This is a genomic window from Steroidobacter sp. (assembly GCF_036406195.1).
Lineage (GTDB): Bacteria > Pseudomonadota > Gammaproteobacteria > Steroidobacterales > Steroidobacteraceae > Steroidobacter.
Window position 1 is genome coordinate 72,376 of the sequence record NZ_DASWVW010000010.1, and the last position, 26,025, is coordinate 98,400.

The 26,025-nt window shown below is 63.0% G+C and carries 23 protein-coding genes and 1 pseudogene; 19 read left to right on the plus strand and 5 right to left on the minus strand.

What is annotated here, in order from left to right; translation table 11 throughout:
* Positions 1-49: 49 nt before the first annotated feature.
* Positions 50-2,221 carry a bifunctional GTP diphosphokinase/guanosine-3',5'-bis pyrophosphate 3'-pyrophosphohydrolase gene (gene spoT, locus VGE08_RS03150; protein ID WP_331066400.1) on the minus strand — a complete coding sequence of 724 codons (2,172 nt, stop codon included), beginning with the start codon at positions 2,219-2,221 and terminating at the stop codon, positions 50-52.
* A 30-nt stretch (positions 2,222-2,251) separates the two neighbouring features.
* Complete coding sequence (rpoZ, locus tag VGE08_RS03155) at positions 2,252-2,542, minus strand: DNA-directed RNA polymerase subunit omega (RefSeq protein WP_331066401.1); 291 nt, start codon at positions 2,540-2,542, stop codon at positions 2,252-2,254.
* A gap of 193 nt (positions 2,543-2,735) precedes the next feature.
* On the opposite strand from rpoZ, the gene VGE08_RS03160 reads away from it, so the two are divergent.
* The 15 genes from VGE08_RS03160 (at position 2,736) to VGE08_RS03230 (ending at position 16,987) form a co-directional block, all read left to right on the plus strand.
* A complete protein-coding gene (locus tag VGE08_RS03160; RefSeq protein WP_331066402.1) occupies positions 2,736-3,371 on the plus strand; it encodes a c-type cytochrome in 636 nt (211 codons plus the stop codon).
* A gap of 70 nt (positions 3,372-3,441) precedes the next feature.
* The gene (locus VGE08_RS03165) at positions 3,442-4,434 is read left to right on the plus strand and encodes an oxidoreductase (RefSeq protein ID WP_331066403.1); all 993 of its coding nucleotides are present in this window, start codon (positions 3,442-3,444) and stop codon (positions 4,432-4,434) included.
* 9 nt (positions 4,435-4,443) lie between these two features.
* Positions 4,444-5,076, plus strand: a complete 633-nt coding sequence (gene rsmG / locus VGE08_RS03170) for a 16S rRNA (guanine(527)-N(7))-methyltransferase RsmG (RefSeq protein WP_331066404.1) — start codon at positions 4,444-4,446, stop codon at positions 5,074-5,076.
* An 88-nt stretch (positions 5,077-5,164) separates the two neighbouring features.
* A complete protein-coding gene (locus VGE08_RS03175; RefSeq protein WP_331066405.1) occupies positions 5,165-5,971 on the plus strand; it encodes a ParA family protein in 807 nt (268 codons plus the stop codon).
* Positions 5,972-6,041: 70 nt separating this feature from the next.
* Positions 6,042-6,980, plus strand: a complete 939-nt coding sequence (locus VGE08_RS03180; protein ID WP_331066406.1) for a ParB/RepB/Spo0J family partition protein — start codon at positions 6,042-6,044, stop codon at positions 6,978-6,980.
* Between the two features lie 105 nt (positions 6,981-7,085).
* Positions 7,086-9,416 carry a DUF5916 domain-containing protein gene (locus VGE08_RS03185; RefSeq protein ID WP_331066407.1) on the plus strand — a complete coding sequence of 777 codons (2,331 nt, stop codon included), beginning with the start codon at positions 7,086-7,088 and terminating at the stop codon, positions 9,414-9,416.
* A 196-nt stretch (positions 9,417-9,612) separates the two neighbouring features.
* Positions 9,613-9,981 carry an ATP synthase subunit I gene (locus tag VGE08_RS03190; protein ID WP_331066408.1) on the plus strand — a complete coding sequence of 123 codons (369 nt, stop codon included), beginning with the start codon at positions 9,613-9,615 and terminating at the stop codon, positions 9,979-9,981.
* Between the two features lie 25 nt (positions 9,982-10,006).
* Positions 10,007-10,849: a F0F1 ATP synthase subunit A gene (atpB, locus tag VGE08_RS03195; RefSeq protein WP_349258605.1), complete on the plus strand. Its 843-nt coding sequence runs from the start codon at positions 10,007-10,009 to the stop codon at positions 10,847-10,849.
* A 61-nt stretch (positions 10,850-10,910) separates the two neighbouring features.
* Positions 10,911-11,186, plus strand: a complete 276-nt coding sequence (gene atpE / locus VGE08_RS03200) for a F0F1 ATP synthase subunit C (RefSeq protein WP_116808431.1) — start codon at positions 10,911-10,913, stop codon at positions 11,184-11,186.
* Between the two features lie 92 nt (positions 11,187-11,278).
* Positions 11,279-11,758 (plus strand): F0F1 ATP synthase subunit B, encoded by a 480-nt coding sequence (locus VGE08_RS03205; RefSeq protein ID WP_331066409.1) that lies wholly within the window; start codon positions 11,279-11,281, stop codon positions 11,756-11,758.
* 39 nt (positions 11,759-11,797) lie between these two features.
* Positions 11,798-12,334, plus strand: a complete 537-nt coding sequence (locus VGE08_RS03210; RefSeq protein WP_331066410.1) for a F0F1 ATP synthase subunit delta — start codon at positions 11,798-11,800, stop codon at positions 12,332-12,334.
* A 53-nt stretch (positions 12,335-12,387) separates the two neighbouring features.
* Positions 12,388-13,929, plus strand: coding sequence for a F0F1 ATP synthase subunit alpha (gene atpA, locus VGE08_RS03215; RefSeq protein WP_331066411.1), 1,542 nt, complete (start codon positions 12,388-12,390; stop codon positions 13,927-13,929).
* 109 nt (positions 13,930-14,038) lie between these two features.
* Positions 14,039-14,902 carry a F0F1 ATP synthase subunit gamma gene (gene atpG / locus VGE08_RS03220; protein WP_331066412.1) on the plus strand — a complete coding sequence of 288 codons (864 nt, stop codon included), beginning with the start codon at positions 14,039-14,041 and terminating at the stop codon, positions 14,900-14,902.
* A gap of 174 nt (positions 14,903-15,076) precedes the next feature.
* Positions 15,077-16,510: a F0F1 ATP synthase subunit beta gene (gene atpD, locus VGE08_RS03225; RefSeq protein WP_331066413.1), complete on the plus strand. Its 1,434-nt coding sequence runs from the start codon at positions 15,077-15,079 to the stop codon at positions 16,508-16,510.
* Positions 16,511-16,567: 57 nt separating this feature from the next.
* A complete protein-coding gene (locus tag VGE08_RS03230; protein WP_331066414.1) occupies positions 16,568-16,987 on the plus strand; it encodes a F0F1 ATP synthase subunit epsilon in 420 nt (139 codons plus the stop codon).
* Between the two features lie 38 nt (positions 16,988-17,025).
* Here VGE08_RS03230 and VGE08_RS03235 read toward each other — a convergent pair whose 3' ends face one another.
* Positions 17,026-18,114, minus strand: coding sequence for an alpha/beta fold hydrolase (locus VGE08_RS03235; RefSeq protein WP_331066415.1), 1,089 nt, complete (start codon positions 18,112-18,114; stop codon positions 17,026-17,028).
* A gap of 102 nt (positions 18,115-18,216) precedes the next feature.
* On the opposite strand from VGE08_RS03235, the gene mddA reads away from it, so the two are divergent.
* Together mddA and VGE08_RS03245 are read left to right on the plus strand one after the other, a co-directional pair.
* A complete protein-coding gene (mddA, locus tag VGE08_RS03240; protein ID WP_349258612.1) occupies positions 18,217-19,014 on the plus strand; it encodes a methanethiol S-methyltransferase in 798 nt (265 codons plus the stop codon).
* Positions 19,015-19,169: 155 nt separating this feature from the next.
* Positions 19,170-20,636 carry a protein adenylyltransferase SelO gene (locus VGE08_RS03245; RefSeq protein WP_349258613.1) on the plus strand — a complete coding sequence of 489 codons (1,467 nt, stop codon included), beginning with the start codon at positions 19,170-19,172 and terminating at the stop codon, positions 20,634-20,636.
* Positions 20,637-20,643: 7 nt separating this feature from the next.
* On the opposite strand, the gene VGE08_RS03250 is transcribed toward VGE08_RS03245, so the two are convergent.
* Positions 20,644-21,612: a response regulator gene (locus VGE08_RS03250; protein ID WP_331066418.1), complete on the minus strand. Its 969-nt coding sequence runs from the start codon at positions 21,610-21,612 to the stop codon at positions 20,644-20,646.
* A gap of 214 nt (positions 21,613-21,826) precedes the next feature.
* Between VGE08_RS03250 and glmU the strand changes: the two genes are divergently transcribed.
* Both glmU and glmS read left to right on the plus strand, forming a co-directional pair.
* Positions 21,827-23,200, plus strand: a complete 1,374-nt coding sequence (gene glmU / locus VGE08_RS03255; RefSeq protein WP_349258614.1) for a bifunctional UDP-N-acetylglucosamine diphosphorylase/glucosamine-1-phosphate N-acetyltransferase GlmU — start codon at positions 21,827-21,829, stop codon at positions 23,198-23,200.
* Positions 23,201-23,332: 132 nt separating this feature from the next.
* Positions 23,333-25,168 carry a glutamine--fructose-6-phosphate transaminase (isomerizing) gene (glmS, locus tag VGE08_RS03260; protein ID WP_331066420.1) on the plus strand — a complete coding sequence of 612 codons (1,836 nt, stop codon included), beginning with the start codon at positions 23,333-23,335 and terminating at the stop codon, positions 25,166-25,168.
* Positions 25,169-25,617: 449 nt separating this feature from the next.
* Here the strand turns inward: glmS and VGE08_RS03265 are convergent.
* Positions 25,618-25,911: pseudogene (locus VGE08_RS03265) on the minus strand (transposase); the annotation flags it as partial.
* Positions 25,912-26,025 lie beyond the last annotated feature (114 nt).

Consider the following 26,025-nt stretch of genomic DNA (forward strand, 5'->3'; position numbering starts at 1 on the left):
CGCGCTGACTACTGCGACAGCGGCTTCTCGACGGGCCGCCGCCTCTAGATCAAGCGATCACTCGCGTCACTCGCAGCACTTCCGGCATCTTGCGCAGACTCTTGATCGCGTGCGCCAGATGCTTACGGTCTCGCACCTGCAGATCGAAGATCAGCGTCGAAGCGTCGCCGTCGCGCTCGTCGACCGACACGTGCTCGATGTTGGTCTCGGTGGTCGCGATATTGGACGCAATCGCCGCCAGCACACCCATGCGATTGGCCACGTCGATGCGCACCTCGACGTTGAACAGCCGATTCACATCCGAGCGCCACGTCACCGTGAGCCATTTGTCCGGTTGCTTGCGATAGTTGCGCAGGTTTCCGCACGCCTCGCGATGGATCACGACGCCTCGGCCCGTCGACAGATACGCCATGATCGGATCGTTCGGAATCGGGAAACAGCAGCGTGCGTAGCTGACCACCATGCCCTCGGTGCCCGCGATCGCGATCGGTTCGGCTTGCGAGGTCGACGGCGTTGGCTGCGGACCCTGGGTCGGCAGCAGGCGCCTCGCAACCAGCGCCGCGAGACGCTCGCCGAGGCCGATTTTCTCGAACAACTCGTCCGGCGTTTTCAGATTGAGCTCCGCCGCGACGCTCTGCAGACGTTCCTCAGGAATCTTCTTCAGCACCAGCGAGAGTTCCTGCAGCGCCTGGCCCAGCATGCGCTTGCCCAGCTCGATGGCCTCGCTCTGCTTGAGACCCTTCAAATAGTGACGAATGGCGGCTCGCGCCTTCGCCGTCACGACGAAGTTCACCCAGGCCGGGTTCGGTGTCGCGCCCTTGGCCGTGATGATTTCCACCGTCTGACCATTGCGTAGCGGCGTGCGCAGCGGCACGAGTCGACGATCCACCTTAGCGGCCACGCAATGGTTACCGATGTCCGTATGCACGGAGTAGGCGAAGTCCACCGCCGTCGCATTGCGCGGCAAGCGTCGAATCTCACCTCGCGGTGTGAACACGTACACCTTGTCCGGGAACAGGTCGAGCTTGACGCTCTCCATGAATTCTTCGGCGGAATTGCCGCTGTGAGGCATCTCCATCAGGTGCTGCAGCCACTCGCTGGCGCGGTCGCGATACGCGCGGCTAGCGTCGTTCGAATCTTCCCCGGTCTTGTACTGCCAGTGCGCGGCGATGCCGGACTCGGCGATGCGATGCATGTCCTCGGTGCGAATCTGCACTTCGATGGGCATGCCGTTCGGACCGAACAGCGTGGTGTGAAGCGATTGGTAGCCGTTGATGCGCGGGATCGCGATGTAGTCCTTGAACCGCCCGGGCATGGGCCGATACAGCCCGTGCACGATGCCGAGCACGCGATAACACGTGTCGACGGAGTCCACGACTATGCGGAAGCCGAACATATCGACGATCGACGACAGTGGCACCCGCTTGCGGCGCATCTTCTGATAGATGCTGTACAGATGCTTCTCGCGGCCTTCGACACGGCCGTTCACATTCGCCTTGGCGAGCGCGCTGCGCAGGTTATCGGCGATCTTGCCGACGAATTGCTTCTGATTGCCGCGCGCCTTCTTGAGCGCCTTCTCGATGATGCGGTGCCGGCCGGGATACAGCGCCTTGAAGCCGAGCTCTTCCAGCTCCGACTTTACGGTGTGAATGCCGAGGCGGTTCGCGATGGGCGCGTAGATCTCCAACGTCTCGCGCGCGACGGTACGCCGCTTCGCGGGCGGTACCGAGCCCAGCGTGCGCATGTTGTGCGTACGGTCGGCGAGCTTGACCATGATCACGCGAATGTCGCGGACCATGGCCAGCAGCATCTTGCGGAAGCTCTCGGCCTGCGCCTCGGCGCGGCTGCGGAACTGAATGTGATCGAGCTTCGAGACACCGTCGACCAGTTCGGCGACATCGGCGCCGAAGCGCTCGGCGATCTCGTCCTTGGCCGTTGGCGTGTCCTCGATCACGTCGTGCAGGATCGCGGCGACGATGGTCGGCGCGTCCATGTGCAGGTCGGCGAGGATCTGGGCGACAGCGACCGGATGCGCGATGTACGGCTCGCCGCTCAGGCGCTTCTGGCCTTCGTGAGCCTCGGCGCCAAATTCATAAGCGTCGCGGACCCGGTCGACCTGCGCCGGGGGCAGGTAGGTCTCCAGCTTGTTGAGCAGCTGGTTGACCCCTATCGAGCGTCTTCCGGTAGGTAGCAGGTTCAGGATGGAAGACGCGTAGTCCATAAATTAAAGCTGGGGACTTCGAGGCGCGAGTCAATCTCCGAGGCCGAGATGAGGTGCGCGCAGCTCGCCGGACATGCCTGGCACTTCGGGCTCGGGCATCAGCTCGGGCTGCGGACGCTGCTCGGCTTCCTCGAGGATTTCCGGGCCGATGTGGCCGGCCGCGATCTCGCGCAGCGCCACCACCGTGGGCTTGTCGTTCTCCCATTCCACCGTCGCTTCGGCACCGTTGGCCAGCTTGCGGGCGCGCTTGGCGGCTACCAGCACCAGTTGGAACAGGTTCGGGATGTTGTGCAGGGAGTCTTCAACCGTGATACGGGCCATGAATACCTCGAACGAAACTGCAAAACCGGGGGGATTGGCTGGGCAGTATACCCGAGGCAGTGCCCGGAACAGACCTTTCAGGTACTATTCGCGCCCCGCCGGCCACTGCCCGCGACTTGGATCTTCCGAGAATTGGGCTTCTGGGGTTTTCTGGCAAGTGTGCGCCGGCAAGAAAAAGCGGAGAGAGTGGGTTATGACGTTTCGACTGGGCCCGGTAACTGTCTTGGCTGTGGGCTTGCTGGCTGCTGGATCGCTGTCATCCACCGCGAACGCGGCCGATGCCGCCAAGGGTAAGGTCCTGGCTTACACCTGCCACGGCTGCCATGGCGTGCCCGACTACAAGAACGCCTATCCGAGCTACCGCGTGCCCAAGCTCGGCGGCCAGAACGAGGGCTATCTGGTCAGTGCGCTGAACGCCTACGCCGCTGGCGAGCGCCCGCACCCCACCATGCATGCCCAGGCCGCGACGCTCTCTGCCGAGGAGCGCGCCGATGTTGCCGCCTTCCTGAGTGGCGAAGGCGGGCTGCCTAGCAAGGACGTTGCGGGTACGCCGCCGCCGGCCACTCAGACCTGCGTGGCCTGCCATGGCGCGGATGGCGCCAAGACGGTGGCCCCCGACTACCCGAAGCTCGCCGGCCAGCCTGCCGACTACCTGTTGCACGCGCTCAAGGCCTACAAGAGCGGCCAGCGCAAGAATCCGATCATGGCCGGCATCATCAGCGGCGTGGACGAAAAGGATTTCCAGGCCATCGCGGAGTTCTTCTCGAAGCAGCAGGCGCTGTGCACCACCGATCAGGTGGTGGAGCACGGCAATTGCCAGGCCGAGTAGCCGTCCTCACGGGCAGCTAGAGACCGGCTGCGCGGCGCATCCTGGCTGAAAAACGCGAGGGCCTCTCGTCATGCAAAGCTTTCGCGCGTTTCGCATTCACCAGGAAGATCGCAAGATCGTCTCGCGCCTGGAGACCATCGGCCTGAACGACCTCAGCGAAGGCGAGGTCGTGGTCAAGGTCCGCTATTCCACGATCAACTATAAGGATGCGCTCGCTGCGACCGGCGCCGGCAAGATCCTGCGCCGTTACCCGCTGGTCGGCGGCATCGATCTGTCCGGCGAAGTGGTGTCGTCCAGCGATCCGCAGTTTCGGCCGGGCCAGAAAGTGCTGGTCACCGGCAGCGAGCTTTCCGAAACACGTGACGGTGGCTATGCCGAATACGCTCGCCTGAACAGCGACGCGGTGGTGCCGATTCCGGCCGGGCTCGACGAGTTTCAAGCGATGGCGCTCGGCACCGCGGGTTATACGGCCGCACTCGCCATTCATCGCATGGAGCAGAATGGCCAGCAGCCCGAGGGCGGCGAGATCGTCGTCACCGGTGCCACCGGCGGCGTCGGCAGCATCGCCATCGATATGCTCGCCGCGCGCGGATATCAGGTTGTCGCGGTCACCGGCAAGCAGTCTTCAATCGATTATTTGCAGCAACTCGGCGCCACGCGCGTGTTGCTTCGAGATCAGATCAATACCGGCTCCCGGCCGTTGGAAGAGGCGCAGTTCGCTGGCGCAATCGATAATCTCGGCGGCGAACTGCTCACCTGGCTGACGCGCACGGTCAAGTTCTGGGGCAACATCGCCAGCATCGGGCTGGCGGCCAGTCCCGAGTTGAAGACCACCGTCTTGCCGTTCATCTTGCGCGGCGTGAGCCTGCTCGGAATCAACTCGGTGTATACACCGCGCCCGCTGCGTCTGCAGGTTTGGGACCGGCTGGCGACCGATCTGAAGCCGCGCCATCTCGACAGCATCGTGACGCGCACGATCGACTTCGAGCAGTTGCCGGCGGCGTTCGATGACTACCTCAAGGCGGGTATCACCGGCCGCACTGTCGTGCGCATTGCTCACTGAGCATCGCGCATGGCGGATCAGACGCTCATGGCTGGTGCGGCTGAGCTGGGCATCGATCTCAGCGAGCAGCAGGCCGCGCGCTTGATCCGCTTGCTGGACGAGCTGGACGACTGGAATCAGCGCATGAATCTCACGGCGATCCGCGAGCGCCCCGCGCAGATCACCAAACATCTGCTCGATAGCTTGTCCGTGCAGCCGTTCCTGCGCGGCGAGCGGATTCTCGATGTAGGCACCGGCGCCGGCTTTCCCGGCCTGCCGCTGGCCATCGTCAATCCCTCGCGGCAATTCACGCTGCTGGACTCGACCGCCAAGAAACTCAAGTTCATAGATCACATCGTGGCGTTGCTGGAGTTGCCCAACGTGCAAACGGTGCATACAAGGGCGGAAAATTTCCGTCCCGCGCAGCGATTCGATATCGTGCTGTCGCGTGCGGTCGGTCCGGTAGAGCAATTCGTCAGATGGGCCGGTCATTTATGTGTCGGCGGCGGGCGACTGCTGGCGATGAAGGGTCGCGATCCGGGCGCTGAGCTGCAGACACTGCCCAGCGGCTGGAAACTCGCGGGTGTGCATAAACTTAACGTGCCCGCTCTGGACGAAGAGCGGCATCTTGTGGAAATCTGCCGCAGCCATGACCGGGCCTAGCTGCGCTCTGGCCGTACCGTGCCCTGGCAAATTCAGCGTTGTGCCGATTGCCTGACTCACTAACGGACTGCTCCCATTCACTAATTCCATGCATCGCATTCTCGCCATCACGAACCAGAAAGGCGGCGTCGGCAAGACCACGACGAGCGTCAATCTGGCTGCATCGCTGGCGGCGACCAAGCGGCGCGTGCTGCTGATCGATATCGATCCGCAGGGCAACGCCACGATGGGCTGTGGCATCGACAAGCGCACCGTGGAGCGATCAACGACGGACGTGCTGCTCGGTGACAGCGACGCGGCTTCGGCGATGCGCCCGGTCGAATATGCGGATTTCAAGGTGATGCCCGCGAACCAGGACCTGGTGGCCGCGGACGTCGAGATGATGGGCAAGCCGGGTTGCGAGTCGCGCCTGCGGGACGCGCTGCAGCCGGTGCTGGACCAGTTCGACATCGTGCTGATCGACTGTCCGCCGGCACTCAACATGCTGACGGTCAATGCGCTGGTCGCAGCCGACGGCGTGCTGATTCCGATGCAATGCGAGTATTACGCGCTCGAGGGGTTGTCGGCACTGATCAACACGATCGAACAGATCAAGGCCGGACCGAATCCAAAGCTGGAGATCGGCGGCATCCTGCGCACCATGTTCGACCCGCGCAACAACCTCGCCAACGAGGTGTCGGCGCAGCTGATCGAGCATTTCGGCGACAAGGTGTTCCGGTCCATCATTCCTCGCAACGTGCGGCTGGCGGAAGCGCCCAGCTTCGGCAAGCCGGCATTGCACTACGACAAGGAGTCGCGCGGCGCGCTGGCCTATCTCGCGCTGGCGGGTGAGATGATTCGCCGGGAGGAAACATTCGATGTCGGGCCGCCCACTGCCGGCGCGGTCGCGTCATAGGGGCGGCGCTCGAGCGACCGAACACGTTCGAACAGGGCGACTGGCAAGAAAATGACGACCCATGACAACCATGGCGAATAAACGACCCACTCTCAGCCGCGGCCTGGGTGCTCTGCTCGGGCAGCCTGCCGCCGCCACGTCTCCCGCCGCTGCCGCGGTAGTGACGGCGTTGCGGCCGGTCGATGAAGAATTGCGCAAGCTGCCGGTCGATCTGTTACAGCGGGGCAAGTACCAGCCGCGCATCGATCTGCGTCAGGAAACATTGCAGGAGCTGGCCGACTCGATCAAAGCGCAGGGCGTGGTGCAGCCCATCGTCGTTCGTCCCATCAACGCCGACGGCAGTTATGCGCACGGGCACCCCGACGCGCAGACCGAGCAGCGCTATGAAATCATCGCCGGCGAACGTCGCTGGCGAGCCGCCCAGCTCGCCGGACTGCACGAGATTCCCGCGGTCATTCGCCGCGTGCCCGATGAAGCAGCCATTGCCATGGCGCTCATCGAGAACATCCAGCGCGAAAATTTGAATCCGCTGGAAGAAGCCCGTGCCTTGCAACGATTGATCACTGAGTTCGAGATGACGCATGCGACTGCTGCGGAAGCAGTAGGCCGTTCGCGCGCCGCGGTTTCCAACCTGTTGCGATTGCTCGATCTCGGCGAAGACGCCAGCAGGCTGGTGGAGCACCGCGAGCTCGATATGGGTCACGCGCGTGCCTTGCTCGCCATCGAGAACAAACGTCAGCAGGCCGACATCGCCGCGCAGGTCGCACAACAGAAGCTGTCGGTGCGAGAGACCGAAGCGCTGGTCAAGCGGCTGAACTCACAACCTTCGGCGAGCTCGCAGGATGCCGCGACCCGCGCCGATCCGAACATTCGCAAACTGGAAGCCGATCTAAGCGAGAAGCTGGGCGCCAAGGTTCAGGTGCAGCATTCCTCGTCGGGCAAAGGCAAGCTCGTGATCAGCTACCACACCTTGGATGAGCTCGACGGCATCCTCGAGCACATCCATTAACGCGGCCCCCGTCCATCGGTACGCCGCCAGCCCATCAGCATGACCAGGTAAGGTTCAGATGTTACGGCGCTTCAGGGAAGTTCGTTCGCGGGAGGACCGTTCACGATGCGAACGGCGCCATTGCTGAGCTGCGCGGCGCCGCGCACTGCGATTGCTACCGTTCCGTGTGCGTTGCTGTTGACTTCTCGAGTATTGCTGGGCGAGGCGGCTGCCGCCCAGATCGTCGTCGACGGCCACATCGACGAAGCCGAATGGCAGGACGCGATCAGCTGCACCGATTGGCAACGCACCTTGCCGTTCGCGCGCGATGAGCCGCCCTACGGCAACGAGCTGCACATCCTGTCCACCGAAAAAGGCCTGGCCGCGGCCTTCGTCATCGATCAGCCGCCGGACGAACGGCGCATCAAGCCACGCACGCCGCGCGATTCGGAGCGCTTGATCGGCGACACCGTGTCGCTGATGGTGGACTTCGACGCCAACGCGCAGATCGGCTACGAGTTCACCGTGGGGCTCGGCGGCGGTATCCGCGATGGCTTGATCACCAACCAGAACAAGTTCGATCGCGATTGGGACGGCGCCTGGCAGCACGCGGTCCGCGAGACCGAGCAGCAATGGTTCGTGGAGATGTTCATTCCATGGTCCATCATCCGCATGCGCGAATCGAGCGCCGACAAGCGCACCATCGGCGTGTACGGCACGCGCTATCTCTTCGAGCGCGGCGAACGCTATGCCTGCCCCGGCATCACCAGCGAAGCCGCGGTGTTTCTATCCGATTTCCATCGCATGGAGATTTCGCAGCACGCCTCCGTGGCCAGCCTGGACTTCGTGCCGTACGGCACGGCGATTTCCGATTTCATCGACGACCACACGCGGTTCAAGGCTGGCGCCGACATCAACTGGAAGGCGTCGCCGAACCTGTGGCTGTCGGCAACCTTGAATCCGGACTTCGGCCAGGTGGAAAGCGACGAGCTGGTGGTGGATTTCTCGGCCATCGAAGTGGTGTTCACCGACAAGCGGCCGTTCTTTACCGAGAACCAGGGGATCTTCGATCTGCGCACGCCTGCCAACGGGCAACTCGTCTACACCCGGCGCATCGGTGCGGCGAGCGATGACGGCATCGCCGCGTCGGCCGATATCGATGCGGCGTTGAAGCTCACGGGTTCCGCCGGCTCGCTGATCTACGGTGCTTTCGTCGCGCAGGAAGACGAGTATCGCAATGGGCCCGGCCGCTTGTTTGCCGCGACCCGCGTCGCGTTACCGATGGAGCACGCGCGCGTGGGTTATCTGGGCACGTGGACCGATCGGCCCTTCCTCGATCGCGACGCACTGATCAATGCGTTCGACTACGAGTTGTCCTCCACCGAGGATTGGCGCGTCAGCGGGCAGATCATCCGCTCCGACATCGGCACCAGCGGCTGGGGTTCCCTGAACGATCAAGCGCCCGGCACGTCGCCATTCCGGACCGAAGGCGCCACGCACGGCTACCAATCGTGGCTGCAGGCTGATTTCAATCGCAGCACGCCGCTGATGCATACGCTGAAGCTGCTGTACATCGACGCCACGTTCGACTTGAACGATCTGGGTTACATGGAGCGCAACGCGCTCAGGCAGGTCGAGTGGGAGACCAACCATCGCGTCGCCAGCGCCAGCGGACGCGTCAGCGGCGAAACGCAGCGGCTCTATGCGTTTTATCGTGAGAACACCGACGGACAACGCCTGCAATCGCGCTTCTCGCTGTCGCGCGATGTGAGTTATGTGAGCTCATGGAAGGCGTTCCAGGAGCTGCGCTACGTGAGCAGCGGCGTGGACGATTTGCTCTCGCGCGGCAATGGTCCGGTGCGGCTCGAGGACCGCATTTCGGCGTACATGGACATGACCACGCCGCGCTATGGCGACTGGCAATTCACGTTGGGCGCGTACGTCTTCCAGCAGGGCGTGGAGAAGTACTCCGGCTGGCTGCAATTCCTCGCCGCCTGGTATCCGACCGAGAAGCTGACCCTGCGCCTGGATGTGTTGCCGCAATACTCCTCGGACTGGCTGCTCTGGGAGAACAGCAACTTGTTCGGCTCGTTCCGCGCCGAACGGCTCGACTATGACTTCCGGCTCGATTGGATTCCCGCACCGCGACACGAATTGCGCATCAAGTGGCAGTGGATCGGCATCGACGCCGAGTTGCGGCGCGCTTATCGCACCGACGCGGCCGGAAATCTGTTACCCACCAGGGATCCGATCGCGCCGTTCACGGTCAACAATCTGGGCCTGCAGGTGCGCTATCGCTACGAGATCGGACCGATGTCGGAGCTGTTCCTGGTGTACGCGCGCGGCGGATACAGCTTCATCGACAACGACGAGCGCGGCGTGCGCGACTTGTTCCGGGACATGATCGATGTGCGCGACGCCGATCAGTTCCTGATCAAGCTGCGATACAAATTGTAGAAACCGGGTGCCGCCGCTCGGTGCGGCACCGGACCGCAGGGCGCTTGTCAAGCAGGCGAGACAAAATGCCCCACCACGAGACGCTTCGTCTACGACCAAGTCACCGCCAATCTTCCTTGTAGCACTGCAAAACGCTGCGTATAATTCGCCGCCGTTTCAGGCCGGGCGGTAATCTCAAATACGTGCCACACACGTCATGAACGTGACTGCGCGCCGCGGCAAGCTCTTGGCGTTGAAATTCGCCTCGACTCAAATGGCATGCACGGCACTGGCAGCGCTCGTGTTCCTGGTGTCGAGCGGCATGAACGCGGCCCGCTCGGCTGTCGCAGGCGGGTTGATCATCGCGTTGGGGACCCTCGTGTTCGCATGGCGCTTGTTCGCCACAGACTGGCCGGCGGCCAGCGCGGCGCGCGGGTTTTACGCGGGTGAATTGTTGAAGTGGATCTGGGTAGTCGGCGCACTGGCGCTGGCATTGACTCGCGGCGGCATGGAACCGTTGCCCCTGCTGATCGGCCTGCTGGCTGGCCAGTGCGGATTCTGGGTCGCAATGGGAATCTTCAAGTAGCTCTTGTGCAGGTGAGGTGGGGTTGATGGCTGAGCATGGTGGTCCGGCGACCATGACCGATTACATCAAGCACCATCTCCACTTTTTGGAGATGCCGGTCGGCGAAGGCCGATTCATGGTGCTGCACCTGGACAGCATCTTTTTCAAGCTGCTGTGCGCCGCCCTGTTCCTGTTCCTGTTCCTGCGCGTGGCACGGCGCGCGACTTCGGGCGTGCCCGGCAAATTCCAGTGCTTCATCGAGATGATCGTCGAGTTCGTCGACACCTCGGTGAAGGAAACCTTCCACGGCCGCAGCAAGCTGATCGCGCCGCTGGCGATCACCATTTTCTGCCTGGTGTTCCTGATGAACTTCATGGACATGATCCCGGTGGACTGGCTGCCGGCGGCGGCCAGCGCGGCGGGCATTCCGTACCTGCGCGTGGTGCCGACGGCCGATCTCAACACCACGCTGGCCATGTCGCTGACCGTGTTCCTGCTGATCCAGTACTTCGGCGTGAAGCACAAGGGCATCGGCACGTTCGTCGGCGAGATGTTCACGGCGCCGTTCCATGCGCCGAATGCGATCGGCAAGATCCTGCTGGCGCCGGCCAACCTGCTGCTGCGCCTGATCGAAGAAGCGGTGCGCCCGGTGTCGCTGGCGCTGCGTCTGTTCGGCAACATGTATGCGGGCGAGCTGATCTTCATCCTCATCGCCTGCATGACGCTCGGCGCGAGCTTGAGCAGCGGCCTGACCTATGTGATGGCGCCGCTGCAGTTCGTGGCCGGCTTCGTCTGGACTGCGTTCCATATCCTGATCATCACGCTGCAGGCATTCATCTTCATGATGCTGACCATCGTGTACCTCAGCATGGCCGCCGAGCATCACTGATCCGATTTTCGTCAAGTTCGATTCGTCACTAGCGCTTTTACTGCACGCACCGGAGATACAAATGGAGAACATCACTCAGATTGCCGACGTCATGAGCTTCACCGTGATTGCCGCGGGTCTGCTCATCGGCCTCGGCGCGCTCGGCACCGCGATCGGTTTCGCGCTGCTCGGCGGCAAGTTCCTGGAAGGCTCGGCTCGCCAGCCGGAGCTGACCGGCATGCTGCAGACCAAGATGTTCATCGTGGCCGGCCTGTTGGACGCGATTCCCATCATCGGCGTCGCCATCGCCCTGCTGCTGATCTTCGCCAATCCGTTCATCGGTCAGCTCGGCGGCTAATTGACGCCGCTGAGGTTCGATCGGCGCCAGGCGGTGCGCGTGAATATTCCTCGGAATATTTATCGAGCCGCCGCAAGTGAATCGGAGTAAGCATGGATCCCACAATAACCATCGTCGTCCAAGGCCTCGCGTTCTTCGCGGTGGCCTGGCTGGTCATGAAGTTCGGCTGGCCGCACATCATCGGGGCGATTGAGGAGCGGCAAAAGAAGATTGCCGAGGGTCTCGCGGCTGCCGAGAAAGGCGAGAAGAGCCTGGCGGAAGCCAAGAGCTCGGCCAACGACATCATCAAGGAAGCGCATGCGCGCGCCGCGAAGATCGTCGAACAGGCCAATCGCCGTTCGGTCGAGCTGGCCGAGGAGGCCCGTGGCGTGGCATCGGCGGAAGCCGAGCGCCTGGTGGCCAGTGCGCGCCAGGAAGCTGCGTTGGAATCGAGCCGCGCTCGCGAGGAGCTGCGCCGCGAAGCCGCTGGACTGGCGGTGTTCGGGGCCAGCAAGCTGCTCGGCCGCGAGATCGACGCCAAGACGCACGCCGACTTGCTCGACAAGCTGGCGCTGGAGATCGAGCGCGGCTGACGCGCGCGATCTCGAACACTGGAGCAAGCTGGAGCATTCATGGCCGAGAAAGCCACCATCGCCCGCCCGTACGCTAAGGCCGCGTTCGAAGTGGCGCGTGATCACAACGCGTTCGAGCGCTGGTCCACGGTGCTGGCAACCGCCTCGTCGGTGGTGCAGGACGAGCGTGTTGCCCGGCTGTTGACCAGCCCGCGCGTCAAGCCGGAGGAGTTGTCCGGCTTGATCGCGGACATCGCCAGTGAGTCCATGGACGAACGCACGCGCAATTTCCTGGCCACGCTGGCCGCCAACCGCCGCCTGGGGCTGTTGCCGGAAATCGCCTCGATGTACGAGGCTATGCGCGCCGAAGCCGAGAACATCGCCGATGTGCAGGTGGTGTCGGCAACGGAGCTGAGCGATGCGCAGAAGCAGCGCCTCGCCGCGGCCCTGAAGAAGCGCTTGCAGCGCGACGTGAGATTGCATTGTGAAGTGGACGCATCGCTGATCGGCGGCGCCATCGTGCGCGCGGGCGATTTCGTCATCGATGGTTCGCTGAAGGCGCGCCTCGACCGCTTGGCGGCCGAGATGAGTCACTGACGCCGGCACCCCATCCGAAATAAATGTGACCGAATTGACCGAGGATTGAGCGCATGGCCATCAAGGCATCTGAAATCAGCGATCTGATCAAGTCGCGCATCGAGAAGTTCTCGAGCGCCACCGAAGAGGCGAACGTCGGCACCGTGGTGACGGTCACCGACGGTATCGTGCGCGTGCACGGCCTGGCCGACGTGAAGTACGGCGAAATGCTGGAATTCCCCGGCGGCAGCTTCGGTCTGGCGCTGAACCTGGAACAGGATTCGGTCGGTGCCGTGGTGCTCGGCGAGTACAAGCACATCGTCGAAGGCGACACGGTGAAGACCACCGGGCGCATTCTCGAAGTGCCGGTCGGCGAAGGCCTGCTGGGCCGCGTGGTCGACGCGCTGGGTAATCCCATCGACGGCAAGGGCCCGATCCAGGCTGCCCACCAGTCGCCCATCGAGCGCGTCGCGCCGGGCGTGGTGTCGCGTAAGTCGGTCAGCCAGCCGGTGCAGACCGGCTACAAGGCCGTCGACTCGATGGTGCCGATCGGCCGCGGCCAGCGCGAGCTGATCATCGGCGACCGCCAGACCGGCAAGACCGCGCTCGCCGTCGACACGATCATCAACCAGAAGAACTCCGGCATTAAGTGTATCTACGTCGCCATCGGCCAGAAGCAGAGCTCGATCGCCGGCGTGGTGCGCAAGCTCGAAGAGCACGACGCGATGAAGCACACGATCATCGTGGCCGCGTCCGCTTCGACGCCCGCCTCGATGCAGTACATCGCGCCGTACTCCGGCTGCGCCATGGGCGAGTACTTCATGGACAACGGCGAAGATGCGCTGATCATCTATGACGACTTGACCAAGCAGGCCTGGGCGTATCGCCAGATCTCGCTGCTGCTGCGCCGCCCGCCGGGCCGCGAAGCCTATCCCGGCGACGTGTTCTACCTGCACTCGCGCCTGCTGGAGCGCTCGGCTCGCGTCAACGAGGAATACGTCGAGAAGAAGACCAACGGCCGCGTCAAAGGCAAGACCGGCTCGCTCACCGGCCTGCCCATCATCGAGACCCAGGCGGGTGACGTGACGGCGTTCGTGCCGACCAACGTGATTTCCATCACCGACGGCCAGATCTTCCTGGAGGGCGATCTGTTCAACGCCGGCATCCGCCCGGCCATGAACGCCGGTATCTCGGTGTCCCGCGTCGGTGGCGCCGCGCAGACCAAGATCATCTCCAAGCTCGGCGGCGGTATTCGTCTGGCGCTGGCGCAGTATCGCGAGCTCGCGGCGTTCTCGCAGTTCGCCTCCGACCTGGACGACTCCACCCGTCGCCAGCTGGAGCGCGGCCAGCGCGTGACCGAGCTGATGAAGCAGAAGCAGTACGCGCCGATGTCGGTGGCCGAAATGGCGCTGTCCATCTACGCCGTGAACAACGGCTACATGGACAAGGTCGAGATCAAGAAGATTGGCGCGTTCGAAGCGGGTCTGCAGGCATTCGCCAAGACCAACTACAAGCAGGCCATCGACGGCATCAACTCGAATCCGGTGCTCTCGCCGGAGAACGAGGCGGCGCTGAAGAAGATCTGCGAAGAGTTCGCCCAGTCTGGCACGTACTGATGAGAGCAGCGGTTAGCGGTTGGCGGTTAGCGGTTAGCCAGAGCACTGGCAAGCTGCGGCTGTCTGACCTACCGCCAACCGCCAACCGCCAACCGCTTCTGGACGACACATGCCCGGCGTAAAAGAAATCCGCGTCAAGATTGCGAGCTTCAAGAGCACGCAGAAGATCACCAAGGCCATGGAGATGGTGGCCGCGAGCAAGATGCGTAAAGCGCAGGACCGCATGCGCGCATCGCGTCCGTACGCGGAAAAGATCCGCACGGTGATCGGTCACTTGCGCCTGGCGAATCCGGATTACAAACATCCGTTCATGGTGGAGCGCGAGGCCAATGCGGTCGGCTTCATCGTGATCACCACCGACCGCGGCCTGTGCGGCGGCCTGAACGTCAACCTGTTCAAGGCCACGCTGGCGGCGATGCGCGAGTGGCAGCAGCAGGGCAAGCAGGTGTCGATGTGCCTGATCGGCGCCAAGGGCGTGCAGTTCTTCCGCCGCCTCGGCGGCCTGCAGACCCTGGCCACCGTGACGCACCTGGGCGATCGCCCGCACGTTTCCGATCTGATCGGCACCGTGAAGGTGATGCTCGACCAGTACCAGGAAGGCAAGCTCGACCGGCTGTTCCTGGTGCACAACGAATTCATCAACACCATGAGCCAGAAGCCGGTGGTACGCCAGCTGCTGCCGGTGGTCACCGAGGATGCCGACAAGCTGCAGAAGCTGTGGGACTACATCTACGAGCCCTCGGCGGCCGAGCTGCTCGAAGGCGTGCTGATGCGCTACATCGAATCGCAGGTCTATCAAGGCGCCGTGGAAAACGTCGCCAGCGAGATGGCGGCGCGCATGGTCGCGATGAAGAGCGCGACCGACAATGCGGGCAAGCTCATCGACGAGCTGCAACTGATCTACAACAAGGCTCGCCAGGCGGCGATCACCAAGGAGATCAGCGAAATCGTCGGCGGTGCCGCCGCGGTCTGAGGAAGCGGTTAGCGGTTGGCGGTTAGCGGTTGGTCCGGACCGGCAGCTTCGAGATTCGGTTTTATCATTTAGTTAGTACAGGCAGGGAATACGGCGCAGCGAGCGCGGAACGCGGTTCTTCACCAACCGCCAACCGCTAACCGCTAACCACTGCTCCCCTGCGAGGAACGACACATGGCAAGCGGCAACACGGCAAGCGGCAAGATTGTCCAGATCATCGGCGCGGTCATCGACGTGGAATTTCCGCGCGACCAGATTCCGAAGGTGTATGAAGCGCTCAAGCTCCAAGACGTCGACCTGACGCTGGAAGTGCAGCAGCAGCTCGGCGACGGCGTGGTGCGCACCATCGCCATGGGCGTCTCGGAAGGCCTGAAGCGCGGCCTGGCGGTCAAGGCCACGGGTGCGCCGATTTCCGTGCCGGTGGGCAAGGGCACGCTCGGCCGCATCATGGACGTGCTCGGCACGCCGCAGGACGAAAAGGGTCCGGTGCAGGCGCAGAGCACGCTGCCGATTCACCGCCCCGCGCCCTCGTACGACGAGCAGGCGGGCGGCCAGGACCTGCTGGTCACGGGCATCAAGGTCATCGACCTGCTCATTCCGTTCGCCAAGGGCGGCAAGGTCGGCCTGTTCGGCGGCGCCGGCGTGGGCAAGACCGTGAACATGCTCGAGCTGATCAACAACATCGCCAAGCAGCACTCGGGTCTGTCGGTGTTCGCCGGCGTCGGTGAGCGCACCCGCGAAGGCAACGACTTCTATCACGAGATGATCGAGTCGGGCGTCATCGACACCAACGATCTCAGCAACTCGAAAGTGGCGATGGTGTACGGCCAGATGAACGAGCCGCCGGGCAACCGCCTGCGCGTCGCGCTGACCGGTCTCACCATGGCCGAGTACTTCCGCGATGAAAAGAACGAAGCGGGCAAGGGCCGCGACGTGCTGCTGTTCATCGACAACATCTACCGTTACACGCTGGCCGGCACCGAAGTGTCCGCGCTGCTCGGCCGTATGCCTTCGGCGGTGGGTTACCAGCCGACGCTGGCCGAAGAAATGGGCGTGCTCCAGGAGCGCATCACGTCGACCAAGACCGGCTCGATCACGTCGATTCAGGCCGTGTACGTGCCCGCGGACGACTTGACCGACCCGTCGCCGGCCACCACGTTCGCGCACTTGGACGCCACCGTCGTGTTGTCCCGTCAGATCGCCTCGCTGGGTATCTACCCGGCCGTGGATCCGCTGGACTCCACCAGCCGTCAGCTCGATCCGCTGGTCATCGGCGAAGAGCACTACAACGTCGCTCGCGGCGTGCAGGCCGTGCTCCAGCGCTACAAGGAGCTGCAGGACATCATCGCGATCCTGGGCATGGACGAGCTGTCGGAAGAAGACAAGCGTACCGTGTCCCGCGCTCGTAAGATCCAGCGCTTCCTGTCGCAGCCGTTCAACGTCGCGAAAGTGTTCACCGGTCAGGACGGCAAGATCGTTCCGCTCAAGGACACCATCCGCGGCTTCAAGGGTATTCTCGACGGCGAGTACGACCACCTGCCCGAGCAGGCGTTCTACATGGTCGGCGCCATCGAGGAAGCCGTCGAGAAGGCGAAGACGCTGCAGTAATTGCACTCGCGAGCGATGCTTCGGCATCGCTCGCGGCAATAGGTTTAGTGAGAGCACATGGCAACCATTCACGTCGACATCGTCAGCGCCGAAGGCCAGATCTTCTCGGGCGAAGCCGCGATGGTTTTCGCGCCCGCCGCCATGGGCGAGATCGGCATCGCGCCTCGTCACGCCCCGTTGCTGACGACGCTCAAGCCCGGCGAAGTGCGCGTCCAATTGCCGGGCGGTGAAGAGCAATTGTTCTTCGTCGGCGGCGGCGCCATTGAAGTCCAGCCCCACGTCGTCACCGTGCTCGCCGACACCGCGCTGCGCGCCAAGGACATCGACGAAGCCGCCGCCATTCAGGCCAAGCAGCGCGCCGAAGAAGCGCTGCGCGACCGCGGCACCCAGATCGAGCTCGCCGAAGCCCAGGCCGAGCTGGCTCGCGCCGTCGCCCAGCTCAAGGCGCTCGAGAAGCTGCGGAAGATCAGGCAGTAATCGCTCGCGGGCCCGGCATCGCGCCCGCCGTCATTGTGCTATTGCACCCGGAATCCATGATCCCGGGCCAGCACCGCGGCCTGGGTACGAGATTCGACTTCGAGCTTCTCGAAGATCCGGGACACGATGTTTCGAACCGTCTTCTCGCTGATGTGCAGGTGCGCAGCGATCTGCGCATTGCTGTGACCCGCCGTCAGACCGCCTAGCACGTCGCGCTCGCGAGGGGACAGCTCGCCAAAACGAGTGTCCAAACCATCGGAATGTTTCTCGGCACCGCGACCGGTGAATTCAAGCACGACTTCCTTGAATTGACCCCAGGCCGGCTCGTGCTCCAGCAGCACGTGATTGCGCGATTCGAGCTGCACGAACTCCGCGTTGGGGATCTCCGCCGCCAGTTCCCGGCTGGCACTCAACGGCGTCACCTGATCGTCCACGGGATGAATCACCAGTGTCGGCACCTGCAATTGCGGTAACAGCTCACGAACATCGATCTCCGCACGCGCCAGCATCAAGTGGGCGGCGATCTCCGGCGTCGTGGTCCGGCGGCACAGCTCGTTGAACCAATCCTGCTGCTGCGCAGTGGCGTCCGGGGCAAAGCGCGAAGTGAATACCTGGCGAAATGCGACGGTGTCCGTGCCCCAGCCGAAGCGAATCAACTCGACGATCGCCTGAAAGCGCCGCAAGCCCTGCGGATCACCCCGCTTCGCCCAGCCGGTTGCGTAACCGCCATAAAGAATCAGGTGCGATACCCGCTCGGGATGGCGCACGGCATATCCAATACAAGCCGAGGCCCCTTGGGAGATGCCAAGCAGAGCTATCGGTTCATCGCAGTGGGCCGCATCGATGACCGTGGCCAGGTCATCGGTCCACCGAGCCAGGGAAACGTCCGGAACCTCCCATTGCGACATGCCGCAGCCGCGCTCGTCGTAGCGGATGAAATGGAAATGCTCGGCGAAGAATTCGATCCAATGGCGCCACACCGGGCTTTCCAGGTCGTACTGGAGGTGGGTGAGCCAGTTCGCCGCCTTGACCAGCGGACGGCCGCTGCCGGTGGACGCCCACGCGAGCCGTACACCATCGCTGGACGTCACGTACCGGATGGACTGTCGAAGCGTGTGACTCCCCATGCGCGCCCTCTTGCAGGGTTGGGACAATTGTCCCTGTCGCCACGAACGATAATGCCTGCGATCGGGACATCCTTCATCTTTTTTGCCGCGCCCGCCGAGCCGATGCTACCCGCTTCGACACCCCTGGAGCGCCCCATGAAACGCACCCTCGTTCTTCTGTACGGCGTGACCTGTTACGCCGTGTTCTTTGCCACCTTTCTCTATGCCATTGCCTTTCTTGGTAATTTCCTGATCGGCAATTCCATCGACGCGGCGCCGTCGATAAGTGTTGGCAAGGCAATAGCCATCGATATTGCATTGCTCGCAGCGTTCGCGCTTCAGCACAGCATCATGGCGCGGCCGGCGTTCAAGCGCTGGTGGACCCGATTTGTGCCCGCGCCCGCGGAGCGTAGTACCTATGTGCTGTTCTCCAGCCTGGCTCTGATTCTGCTCTTCTGGTTGTGGCAGCCGATCGGCGCCGTGATCTGGCAGGTCGACCATCCCGTCGGCAAGGCCGTGTTGTATGCGGGCTATGCCTCCGGCTGGGTGCTGCTGTTGATCGCTACGTTCCTGATCAATCACTTCGATCTATTTGGCCTGCGCCAGTCCTGGCTGTATTTCGTCGGTCGTCCCTACACGGAAATTCCGTTCCGTACGCCCGGCCTCTACAAGGTGGTGCGCCATCCCCTTTACGTTGGCTGGCTGCTCGCGTTCTGGTGCACGCCGACCATGACGGCGGCCCATCTGCTGTTTGCCGTGATGACCACTGCTTACATACTGATTGCCATCCAGTTCGAGGAACACGATCTGACACACACCTTCCCGGAATATGCCAGCTATCGCCAAAGGGTGCCGGCGCTCATTCCTTTCACCAGGAAGCGAGGTGCCCAGCGTCTTGCCAGAGGCGTGAGACAGGCGTGATTCCCGGCGCGAGTGCTGTGGTCATCCGCGGAACGTTGTGAGACCCAGCACTCGTGGGCCAGTCGCCGAGCGACAACTCGCTGGAGCACTACATGGAGGAGCGGGAAGTCGCACCGCCCTCGGCCCGTGGCGCCGCGTCCGTGTACGATGGGTGCATGAGAATCGGCTTCCAGCATACCTACGCATCACTATCGCCTCGCTTCTTCGCGCGAGTACCGCCGACGAAGGTGCCAGAGGCGCGCGTGGTCGTTTTCAATCGTGAATTGGCAGCGCATCTCGGGTTGGACCCGCAGATGGACGACAGCACCGCCGCCGCCTTGTTCTCTGGGAATGAGATCGCTGAGGATTCCACGCCGATCGCTATGGCCTACGCGGGCCATCAATTCGGATCGTTCGTACCGCAGCTCGGTGATGGCCGGGCCATTCTGCTGGGAGAGGTCGAAGATCGCGACGGCGTCTTGCGTGACATTCAGTTGAAGGGCTCGGGCCGCACTCCGTTCTCGCGCGGTGGTGATGGCCGGGCGGCGTTGGGCCCAATGCTTCGCGAATATCTGATCAGCGAAGCGATGCATACGCTCGGCATTCCGACGACGCGATCGCTCGCCGTAGTCACAACCGGTGAGCAGGTATATCGCCAGGACATACTTCCGGGCGCAGTGCTGACGCGCGTGGCGGCAAGTCACATTCGCGTCGGAACATTCCAGTTCTTCGCGGCTCGTGGCGATCAAGACGCGCTGAAGGAATTGTTGGCCTATGTAATAGCCCGCCACTACCCGGAGGCGGCGACGGCGCAAGTACCCGCGCTTGCGGTGCTCGATGCCGTAACTCAACGTCAGGCAGAACTGATCGCCGATTGGATGCGAGTGGGTTTCATCCATGGCGTGATGAACACCGACAACATGGCGCTCTCGGGTGAAACCATCGACTATGGTCCGTGCGCGTTCATGGACCAGTACGACTCGAACACCGTATTCAGCTCCATCGATCTGGGCGGCCGATATTCCTATACGAATCAGCCGGGCATCGCGCAATGGAACCTGGCGCGGTTCGCCGAAACGCTGCTGCCGCTCATCGACGCCGATACGAGCAAGGCGGTCGAGCTGGCCACCGCGATCATCGAAGACTTCGTAGAGCGCTTCGAAGGGCGGTTTCTCGAACACATGCGCCGCAAGATCGGACTTGTTTCGGCTGAGGATGACGATGCCGACCTGATCTCCCGATTGCTGATCGCAATGGAAAAGTCTAAGGCGGATTTCACCCTGACATTCAGCGGAATCTCCCGCGCGGCAGCGATACCTGGCGAGGCTGCATCACTACGCGAGATGTTCCAGGATGCGACTGAAATAGACACCTGGTTGAGCGACTGGCGCATGCGCTTGTCACGCGATCCGCAGAGTGCCGCGGAACGGGCGGAGACGCTGCGTCTCGCGAACCCGGAATTCATACCTCGCAATCATCGGGTGGAAGCTGCTTTGCAGGCAGCGACTGCGGGCGACATGCAGCCGTTCCATGAGCTGCTCGCGATTCTGCAGCGTCCCTACGAACGCCACTCCGAGCATGAGGAATATCGGTTGCCGGCACCTCCGTCGGAGACACCGTACAAGACCTTCTGCGGAACCTGAAGAGAGATTACGCCGCGTCTTGCGCGGGGGCGGCTGAATCCGCAGAGGGACGCTCGACGCTCATTCTCGCAGGCGCATCGTTCATGCGCCGGCTGCGTTCCGCCTGACCCAGCAGTTCAAGCGCGGCAGGCGCGTTGTCTTCGCCAGCGAAGGATGCAAGGCCCGTCGACAGCCGCAGGCCGCTCGCGGCCGAGCTCAATCCCCAATGAACGAAGGCATTGCGAATCGTTTGTTCCATCGCGCTCGCTTCGCTCGCGCCGCTTTCGGGCATGACCACGACCAGCCGGCAAGTGTTGGCCGGCGCGGGCAGGCGCACGATCCAATCGAGCTTCGCACGCATCGCATCCTGCGCGGCGCCGAGCAGCGTGTGCGAAATCGTTCCCGAAACACTGTGCTGCTGAAAAGCGGCAGGATCGGCCGCATCCAATCCGATGCTCAGGAGCTGCAAGGTCTTCTTGGAGCGCTCGGCCTGCACGATCTCGGCCCGCAGGCGGCCGACCAGATGACGAGCGGTATGGGCGCCATTCTCCAGGTCGACCGTCGCCGGCTCGTGAGCGCGGCCGGTGCGGGAAGACTGGCGGCGGCGAATCGCATTGATGCCGGCTTGCACCCGGCCGACCAGCTCGGACAAGCAATTCGCGCGCATCAGGTACTGATCTACGCCCATGCAATAGCCTTGCTCATGGACACGCACGTCCGAAGTCTCCGTGAGCATGATGATGTACACCGGGGCCAGCGACAGAATGCGCAGCCGGGCCACGAATTCGATGCCGTCGACCGGAGCCACCGCACTGTCGGTGATCACCACCGGGAACCATTCGCGCGCGAACATGGTGAGCGCTTCGATGCCGTCGGCTGCGGCCGCGACTTCCAACCCCCGTAGCTTGAGCAACGCAGTCGCCGACTCGCGCATGACCGGATCGGCGTCCACAATCAGGATGCGGCGAGGCGGAGAGAAGTCGGGGGTGGCGCTCATAGCCTCGGCATTGTCATGTGATAAGGACCAGGCCCGCTGTGACCGGCGACCCGGTAGTAGCTTTGTCGGTCCGGCGGCATGGAGTTTGAGGCGACGAAGCGTGCGGTACGTCGCAGTTTGGGTCTGCGAACGGCACCCTGGCGGTCGCCGGCTCATGTCCTGATAATGCGCCCCATCGAGGCCGCCCGGCCTGCCACATCCTGTCGCCATGCCCCTGTCGATCGTCATCCTGGCTGCCGGCCAGGGCAAACGCATGAAGTCGGACCTGCCCAAGGTGCTGCAGCCCCTGGCGGGCCGCCCCATCCTGTCGCACGTGCTGGATACGGCCAAACAGCTGAATGGCGATGCCATCCACGTCGTCTATGGCCATGGCGGCGAGCAGGTTCGAGAGGCTCTGGCGGCCGAGCCGGTGAACTGGGTGCTGCAGGCTCAGCAGCTTGGTACCGGCCACGCGGTGGCGCAGGCAATGCCCGCCATTCCCGACGATCACGATGTGTTGATCCTGTACGGCGACGTGCCGCTGGTTCGTCAGCCGACGTTGCAGACCTTGCTGGGGCAATGCAATGACAAGGCCATCGGCCTGCTGACTGTCGTTCTTGCCGATCCGACCGGCTACGGCCGCGTGGTACGCGACAACGCGGGCAACGTCGTGCGCATCGTCGAGCAGAAGGATGCAAACACCAAGGAACGCGCCATTGGCGAGATCAACACCGGACTCATGGCCGTGCCGGCGTCCTCGCTGCGCAAATGGCTGGCCGAGCTGAAGAACGACAATGCACAGGGCGAGTACTACCTCACCGATATCATCGTCATGGCGGTGCGGGCGGGTTTCAAAGTCAATGCCGTGATCGCGCCAACGGAGATGGAAGTGCTCGGCGTTAACGATAAAGTGCAGCTGGCACAGCTCGAAGGCGCGCTGCGCGCCGAGCGGGCACGTGAGTTGATGATCGATGGCGTCACCCTTGCCGATCCGGCTCGCATCGATATTCGAGGCAAGGTGACGGCCGGCCGCGATGTGTTCATCGATGTGAATGCCGTGTTCGTCGGCAATGTCGAGCTGGGCGATCGCGTGCGCATCGGCCCGAATTGCTACTTGAAGGATTGCCGCATCGATGCGGACACCGAGATCCATCCCAATTGCGTGATTGACCGCGCGGTGGTCGGCCCTCGCAATTCCATCGGACCGTTCGCCCGTCTGCGCCCCGAAACGGTGCTGCACGGCGACGTGCACATCGGCAACTTCGTCGAGGTCAAGAAGAGCGAGGTCGGCGCCGGCAGCAAGGCCAATCACCTGACCTATCTGGGCGACGCGAGCATCGGTAGCAAAGTCAACGTGGGCGCCGGCACCGTCACGGTGAACTACGATGGCGTCAACAAGCATCGCACCGAGATCGGGGACGGCGCTTTCATCGGCTCCGGCTCCATGCTGATCGCGCCGGTCAAGATCGGCGCCAACGCCAATACCGGCGCCGGCTCGACCATCACCAAGGACGCCCCCGAGGGCAAGCTGACCCTGGCCCGCGCCCGGCAGGTCACCATCGAAAGCTGGAAGCGGCCTCAGAAAAGCCCGCGCAAGGAGCGCGGCTGACCGGCCGGCCGCTCTTAAGGGCGCTTCCCACGCGTCTGCCGACCTGTGAGACTTTCCTCAGACCCGGGGAACCGGGGTCGGCTACACTCTATTTTCTGTAAACCCGCGGCTCTAACGGACCTCCTATCTCCCATGTGCGGTATTGTCGGCGCAATTGCAGATCGCAACATCGTTCCCATCCTGATCGAAGGCCTGCGCCGTCTGGAATACCGGGGCTACGACTCGGCCGGTGTTGCCATCCTGAATGACACGGGCCACCTGCGCCGCCTGCGGACTGTCGGCAAGGTGCGCATGTTGCAGGATGCGCTCATCGAGACTCCGGTCGAAGGCCACCTGGGAATCGCACATACCCGTTGGGCGACTCACGGCGTGCCCTCCGAGCGCAACGCCCACCCGCATATCTCGCGCGATGGCATCGCCATCGTTCATAACGGCATCATCGAGAATCACGAGGAACTGCGCGAAGAGCTGACCAAGCTCGGCTATCAGTTCACCTCCGAAACCGATACCGAGGTGATCGCGCATCGCATTCACTTCCACAAGCAGAAGCTCGGCGACATCTTCCGTGCCGTGCGTGCCACGGTCGCCGAGTTGGAAGGTGCCTATGCACTCGCGGTCGTTTCCGAAGACGCCGCGGACACCATGATCCTGGCCCGCGCCGGCTGCCCGGTCGTGATCGGCGTGGGTGAGAACGAAAACTTCGTCGCATCCGACGTCGCGGCGCTGCTGCCGGTCACGCGCAAGTTCATTTTCCTCGATGAAGGCGATGTCGCCGAGATTCGTCGCGCCAGCGTTCGCATCGTCGACAACGAAGGAAACAACGCGCAGCGCGCCGTTCGCGAAAGCTCCTTGTCGGCGGACGCCGCGGAGAAGGGCGAATACGCGCATTACATGCTCAAGGAAATCCATGAGCAGCCTCGCGCCATCGCGCAGACGCTGGAAGAACGCGTCGCCGGCGGCAAGTTGCTCGAGGCGGCGTTCGGTCCGCTGGCTACGGAAGTGTTCCGTCGTTGCGAGGCCGTGCAGATCGTCGCGTGCGGCACCAGCTATCACGCCGGCGCCGTGGCCAAGTACTACATCGAACAGATTGCGCGCCTGCCCTGCTGGGTGGAAATCGCGAGCGAATATCGCTATCGCAATCCGGTCGTTCCCAAGAACACGTTGTTCGTGTCGATTTCCCAGTCCGGTGAAACGGCGGACACGCTGGCGGCGCTGCGCATGGCGAAGCAGTCCGGCTACCTCTCGACGCTCTCGATCTGCAACGTGCCGGAAAGCTCCCTGGTCCGCGAATCCGAGCTGGTGCTGCTGACTCGCGCCGGCCCGGAGATCGGCGTCGCTTCTACCAAGGCGTTCACCACTCAGCTGTGCGGACTCGGCATGCTGGTGATCGCGCTCGCCAAGTTCCACGGCACCGATCCGGAACGCGAGCGCGGCCTGGTGCAGCGTTTGATCGAGATTCCGGGAATGATCGAGAAGACCCTGCATCTCGATCCCGTCATCCAGAAGCTGGCCGAGCGCTTCGCCGACAAGCATCACGCGCTGTTCCTGGGCCGCGGCCAGATGTATCCCATCGCAATGGAAGGCGCGCTGAAGCTCAAGGAAATTTCATACATTCACGCCGAAGCCTATCCGGCCGGCGAGCTCAAGCACGGTCCGCTGGCACTGGTCGACGCCGACATGCCTGTCATCGCCGTCGCGCCCAACAACGACCTGTTGGAAAAGTTGAAATCCAACCTGCAGGAAGTCCGTGCCCGCGGTGGCGAGCTGTATGTCTTCGCCGATCCGGATTCGGGCTTGCAGCCCTCCGAGGGCGTGACCGTCATCACCATGCCGAAGCACGTCAGCCACTTCCAGGCATCCGCCGTCTACACCGTACCGCTGCAACTGCTGGCTTATCACTGCGCCATTCTCAAGGGCACGGATGTGGACCAGCCACGCAATCTGGCGAAGTCGGTGACGGTGGAGTAGGTGACTACTCCTTGGCGTAGGAGATGTGCGTCGAAAATAAAGTCGTTTCCTTGGTAACAAAGTCGTTTCCCCGAAAACGAAGTCGTTACCTGGTGGCTGGGTGCAGTGGAGGAGCTGGCGACCGCGGCTTGCGACGCACAAGAGCCTTATCAGATCCCCAGGTGAACGATAGAACTTTCGAACTTTCGACGACGATCTGGCTTGAGCAAATCAAGCAGGCGCACAATCGGATTGCTGCGAGCTGCTGAGGCAGATTTAGCCCGCTTTTCTCAAACGCCGTCGATATTGGATATGAGCGCAGTATCGGTTGAGTTTGTGTCGTGAAGCGCACGAAGGCGGGTGGTTATCGTGGCGAGCAGGCCGACTTGCAGGCGTAGGCATCCGCCACCGCACGCGGCGATGTTGCAGGCAACTTGGCGGCTGGAGCTTTCTGGTTCGTGGAGTGCGGCTTAACGCGCCGCCGCGTGCAAGGCATGCCAGGCGGTGTTGAACTCCGCTTGATAGGGATGGGCTGAGCTCATGGCGATCGTCACACGCCGCACGCTGAGCTTCACGAGCGCGCCGATCTTCAGCAGTTTCAGCCGGATCGTGGCGGCGGTGGCCTGAGCGAAACGCGTGGCGTGAAGCGCGCGACGGCGCAGCGACTCGATAAGCACGTAGGCGAAGGAAGCGAACCATAGCCGCAGCTGATTGGCGGCGAACAGATGCGTTGAGAGCCGATCGGTATGCAGCGAGCGCGAACACGATCAGGCGGGACATGCGCCAGCGAGGATCTCCGGGAGTGGCTATTGCTTTGTAAAATCAGGGATTTACGTTTGGGGCTCGCGCCTCCGGCGCGGCAATTTAGCATGCCGCGG

What these genes read in the sequence shown, in the direction of transcription:
- spoT (WP_331066400.1), bottom strand. Translation starts at nt 2,221, where the DNA reads ATGGACTACGCGTCTTCCATCCTGAACCTGCTACCTACCGGAAGACGC.
- rpoZ (WP_331066401.1), bottom strand. Translation starts at nt 2,542, where the DNA reads ATGGCCCGTATCACGGTTGAAGACTCCCTGCACAACATCCCGAACCTG.
- VGE08_RS03160 (WP_331066402.1), top strand. Translation starts at nt 2,736, where the DNA reads ATGACGTTTCGACTGGGCCCGGTAACTGTCTTGGCTGTGGGCTTGCTG.
- VGE08_RS03165 (WP_331066403.1), top strand. Translation starts at nt 3,442, where the DNA reads ATGCAAAGCTTTCGCGCGTTTCGCATTCACCAGGAAGATCGCAAGATC.
- rsmG (WP_331066404.1), top strand. Translation starts at nt 4,444, where the DNA reads ATGGCGGATCAGACGCTCATGGCTGGTGCGGCTGAGCTGGGCATCGAT.
- VGE08_RS03175 (WP_331066405.1), top strand. Translation starts at nt 5,165, where the DNA reads ATGCATCGCATTCTCGCCATCACGAACCAGAAAGGCGGCGTCGGCAAG.
- VGE08_RS03180 (WP_331066406.1), top strand. Translation starts at nt 6,042, where the DNA reads ATGGCGAATAAACGACCCACTCTCAGCCGCGGCCTGGGTGCTCTGCTC.
- VGE08_RS03185 (WP_331066407.1), top strand. Translation starts at nt 7,086, where the DNA reads ATGCGAACGGCGCCATTGCTGAGCTGCGCGGCGCCGCGCACTGCGATT.
- VGE08_RS03190 (WP_331066408.1), top strand. Translation starts at nt 9,613, where the DNA reads ATGAACGTGACTGCGCGCCGCGGCAAGCTCTTGGCGTTGAAATTCGCC.
- atpB (WP_349258605.1), top strand. Translation starts at nt 10,007, where the DNA reads ATGGCTGAGCATGGTGGTCCGGCGACCATGACCGATTACATCAAGCAC.
- atpE (WP_116808431.1), top strand. Translation starts at nt 10,911, where the DNA reads ATGGAGAACATCACTCAGATTGCCGACGTCATGAGCTTCACCGTGATT.
- VGE08_RS03205 (WP_331066409.1), top strand. Translation starts at nt 11,279, where the DNA reads ATGGATCCCACAATAACCATCGTCGTCCAAGGCCTCGCGTTCTTCGCG.
- VGE08_RS03210 (WP_331066410.1), top strand. Translation starts at nt 11,798, where the DNA reads ATGGCCGAGAAAGCCACCATCGCCCGCCCGTACGCTAAGGCCGCGTTC.
- atpA (WP_331066411.1), top strand. Translation starts at nt 12,388, where the DNA reads ATGGCCATCAAGGCATCTGAAATCAGCGATCTGATCAAGTCGCGCATC.
- atpG (WP_331066412.1), top strand. Translation starts at nt 14,039, where the DNA reads ATGCCCGGCGTAAAAGAAATCCGCGTCAAGATTGCGAGCTTCAAGAGC.
- atpD (WP_331066413.1), top strand. Translation starts at nt 15,077, where the DNA reads ATGGCAAGCGGCAACACGGCAAGCGGCAAGATTGTCCAGATCATCGGC.
- VGE08_RS03230 (WP_331066414.1), top strand. Translation starts at nt 16,568, where the DNA reads ATGGCAACCATTCACGTCGACATCGTCAGCGCCGAAGGCCAGATCTTC.
- VGE08_RS03235 (WP_331066415.1), bottom strand. Translation starts at nt 18,114, where the DNA reads ATGGGGAGTCACACGCTTCGACAGTCCATCCGGTACGTGACGTCCAGC.
- mddA (WP_349258612.1), top strand. Translation starts at nt 18,217, where the DNA reads ATGCTACCCGCTTCGACACCCCTGGAGCGCCCCATGAAACGCACCCTC.
- VGE08_RS03245 (WP_349258613.1), top strand. Translation starts at nt 19,170, where the DNA reads ATGAGAATCGGCTTCCAGCATACCTACGCATCACTATCGCCTCGCTTC.
- VGE08_RS03250 (WP_331066418.1), bottom strand. Translation starts at nt 21,612, where the DNA reads ATGAGCGCCACCCCCGACTTCTCTCCGCCTCGCCGCATCCTGATTGTG.
- glmS (WP_331066420.1), top strand. Translation starts at nt 23,333, where the DNA reads ATGTGCGGTATTGTCGGCGCAATTGCAGATCGCAACATCGTTCCCATC.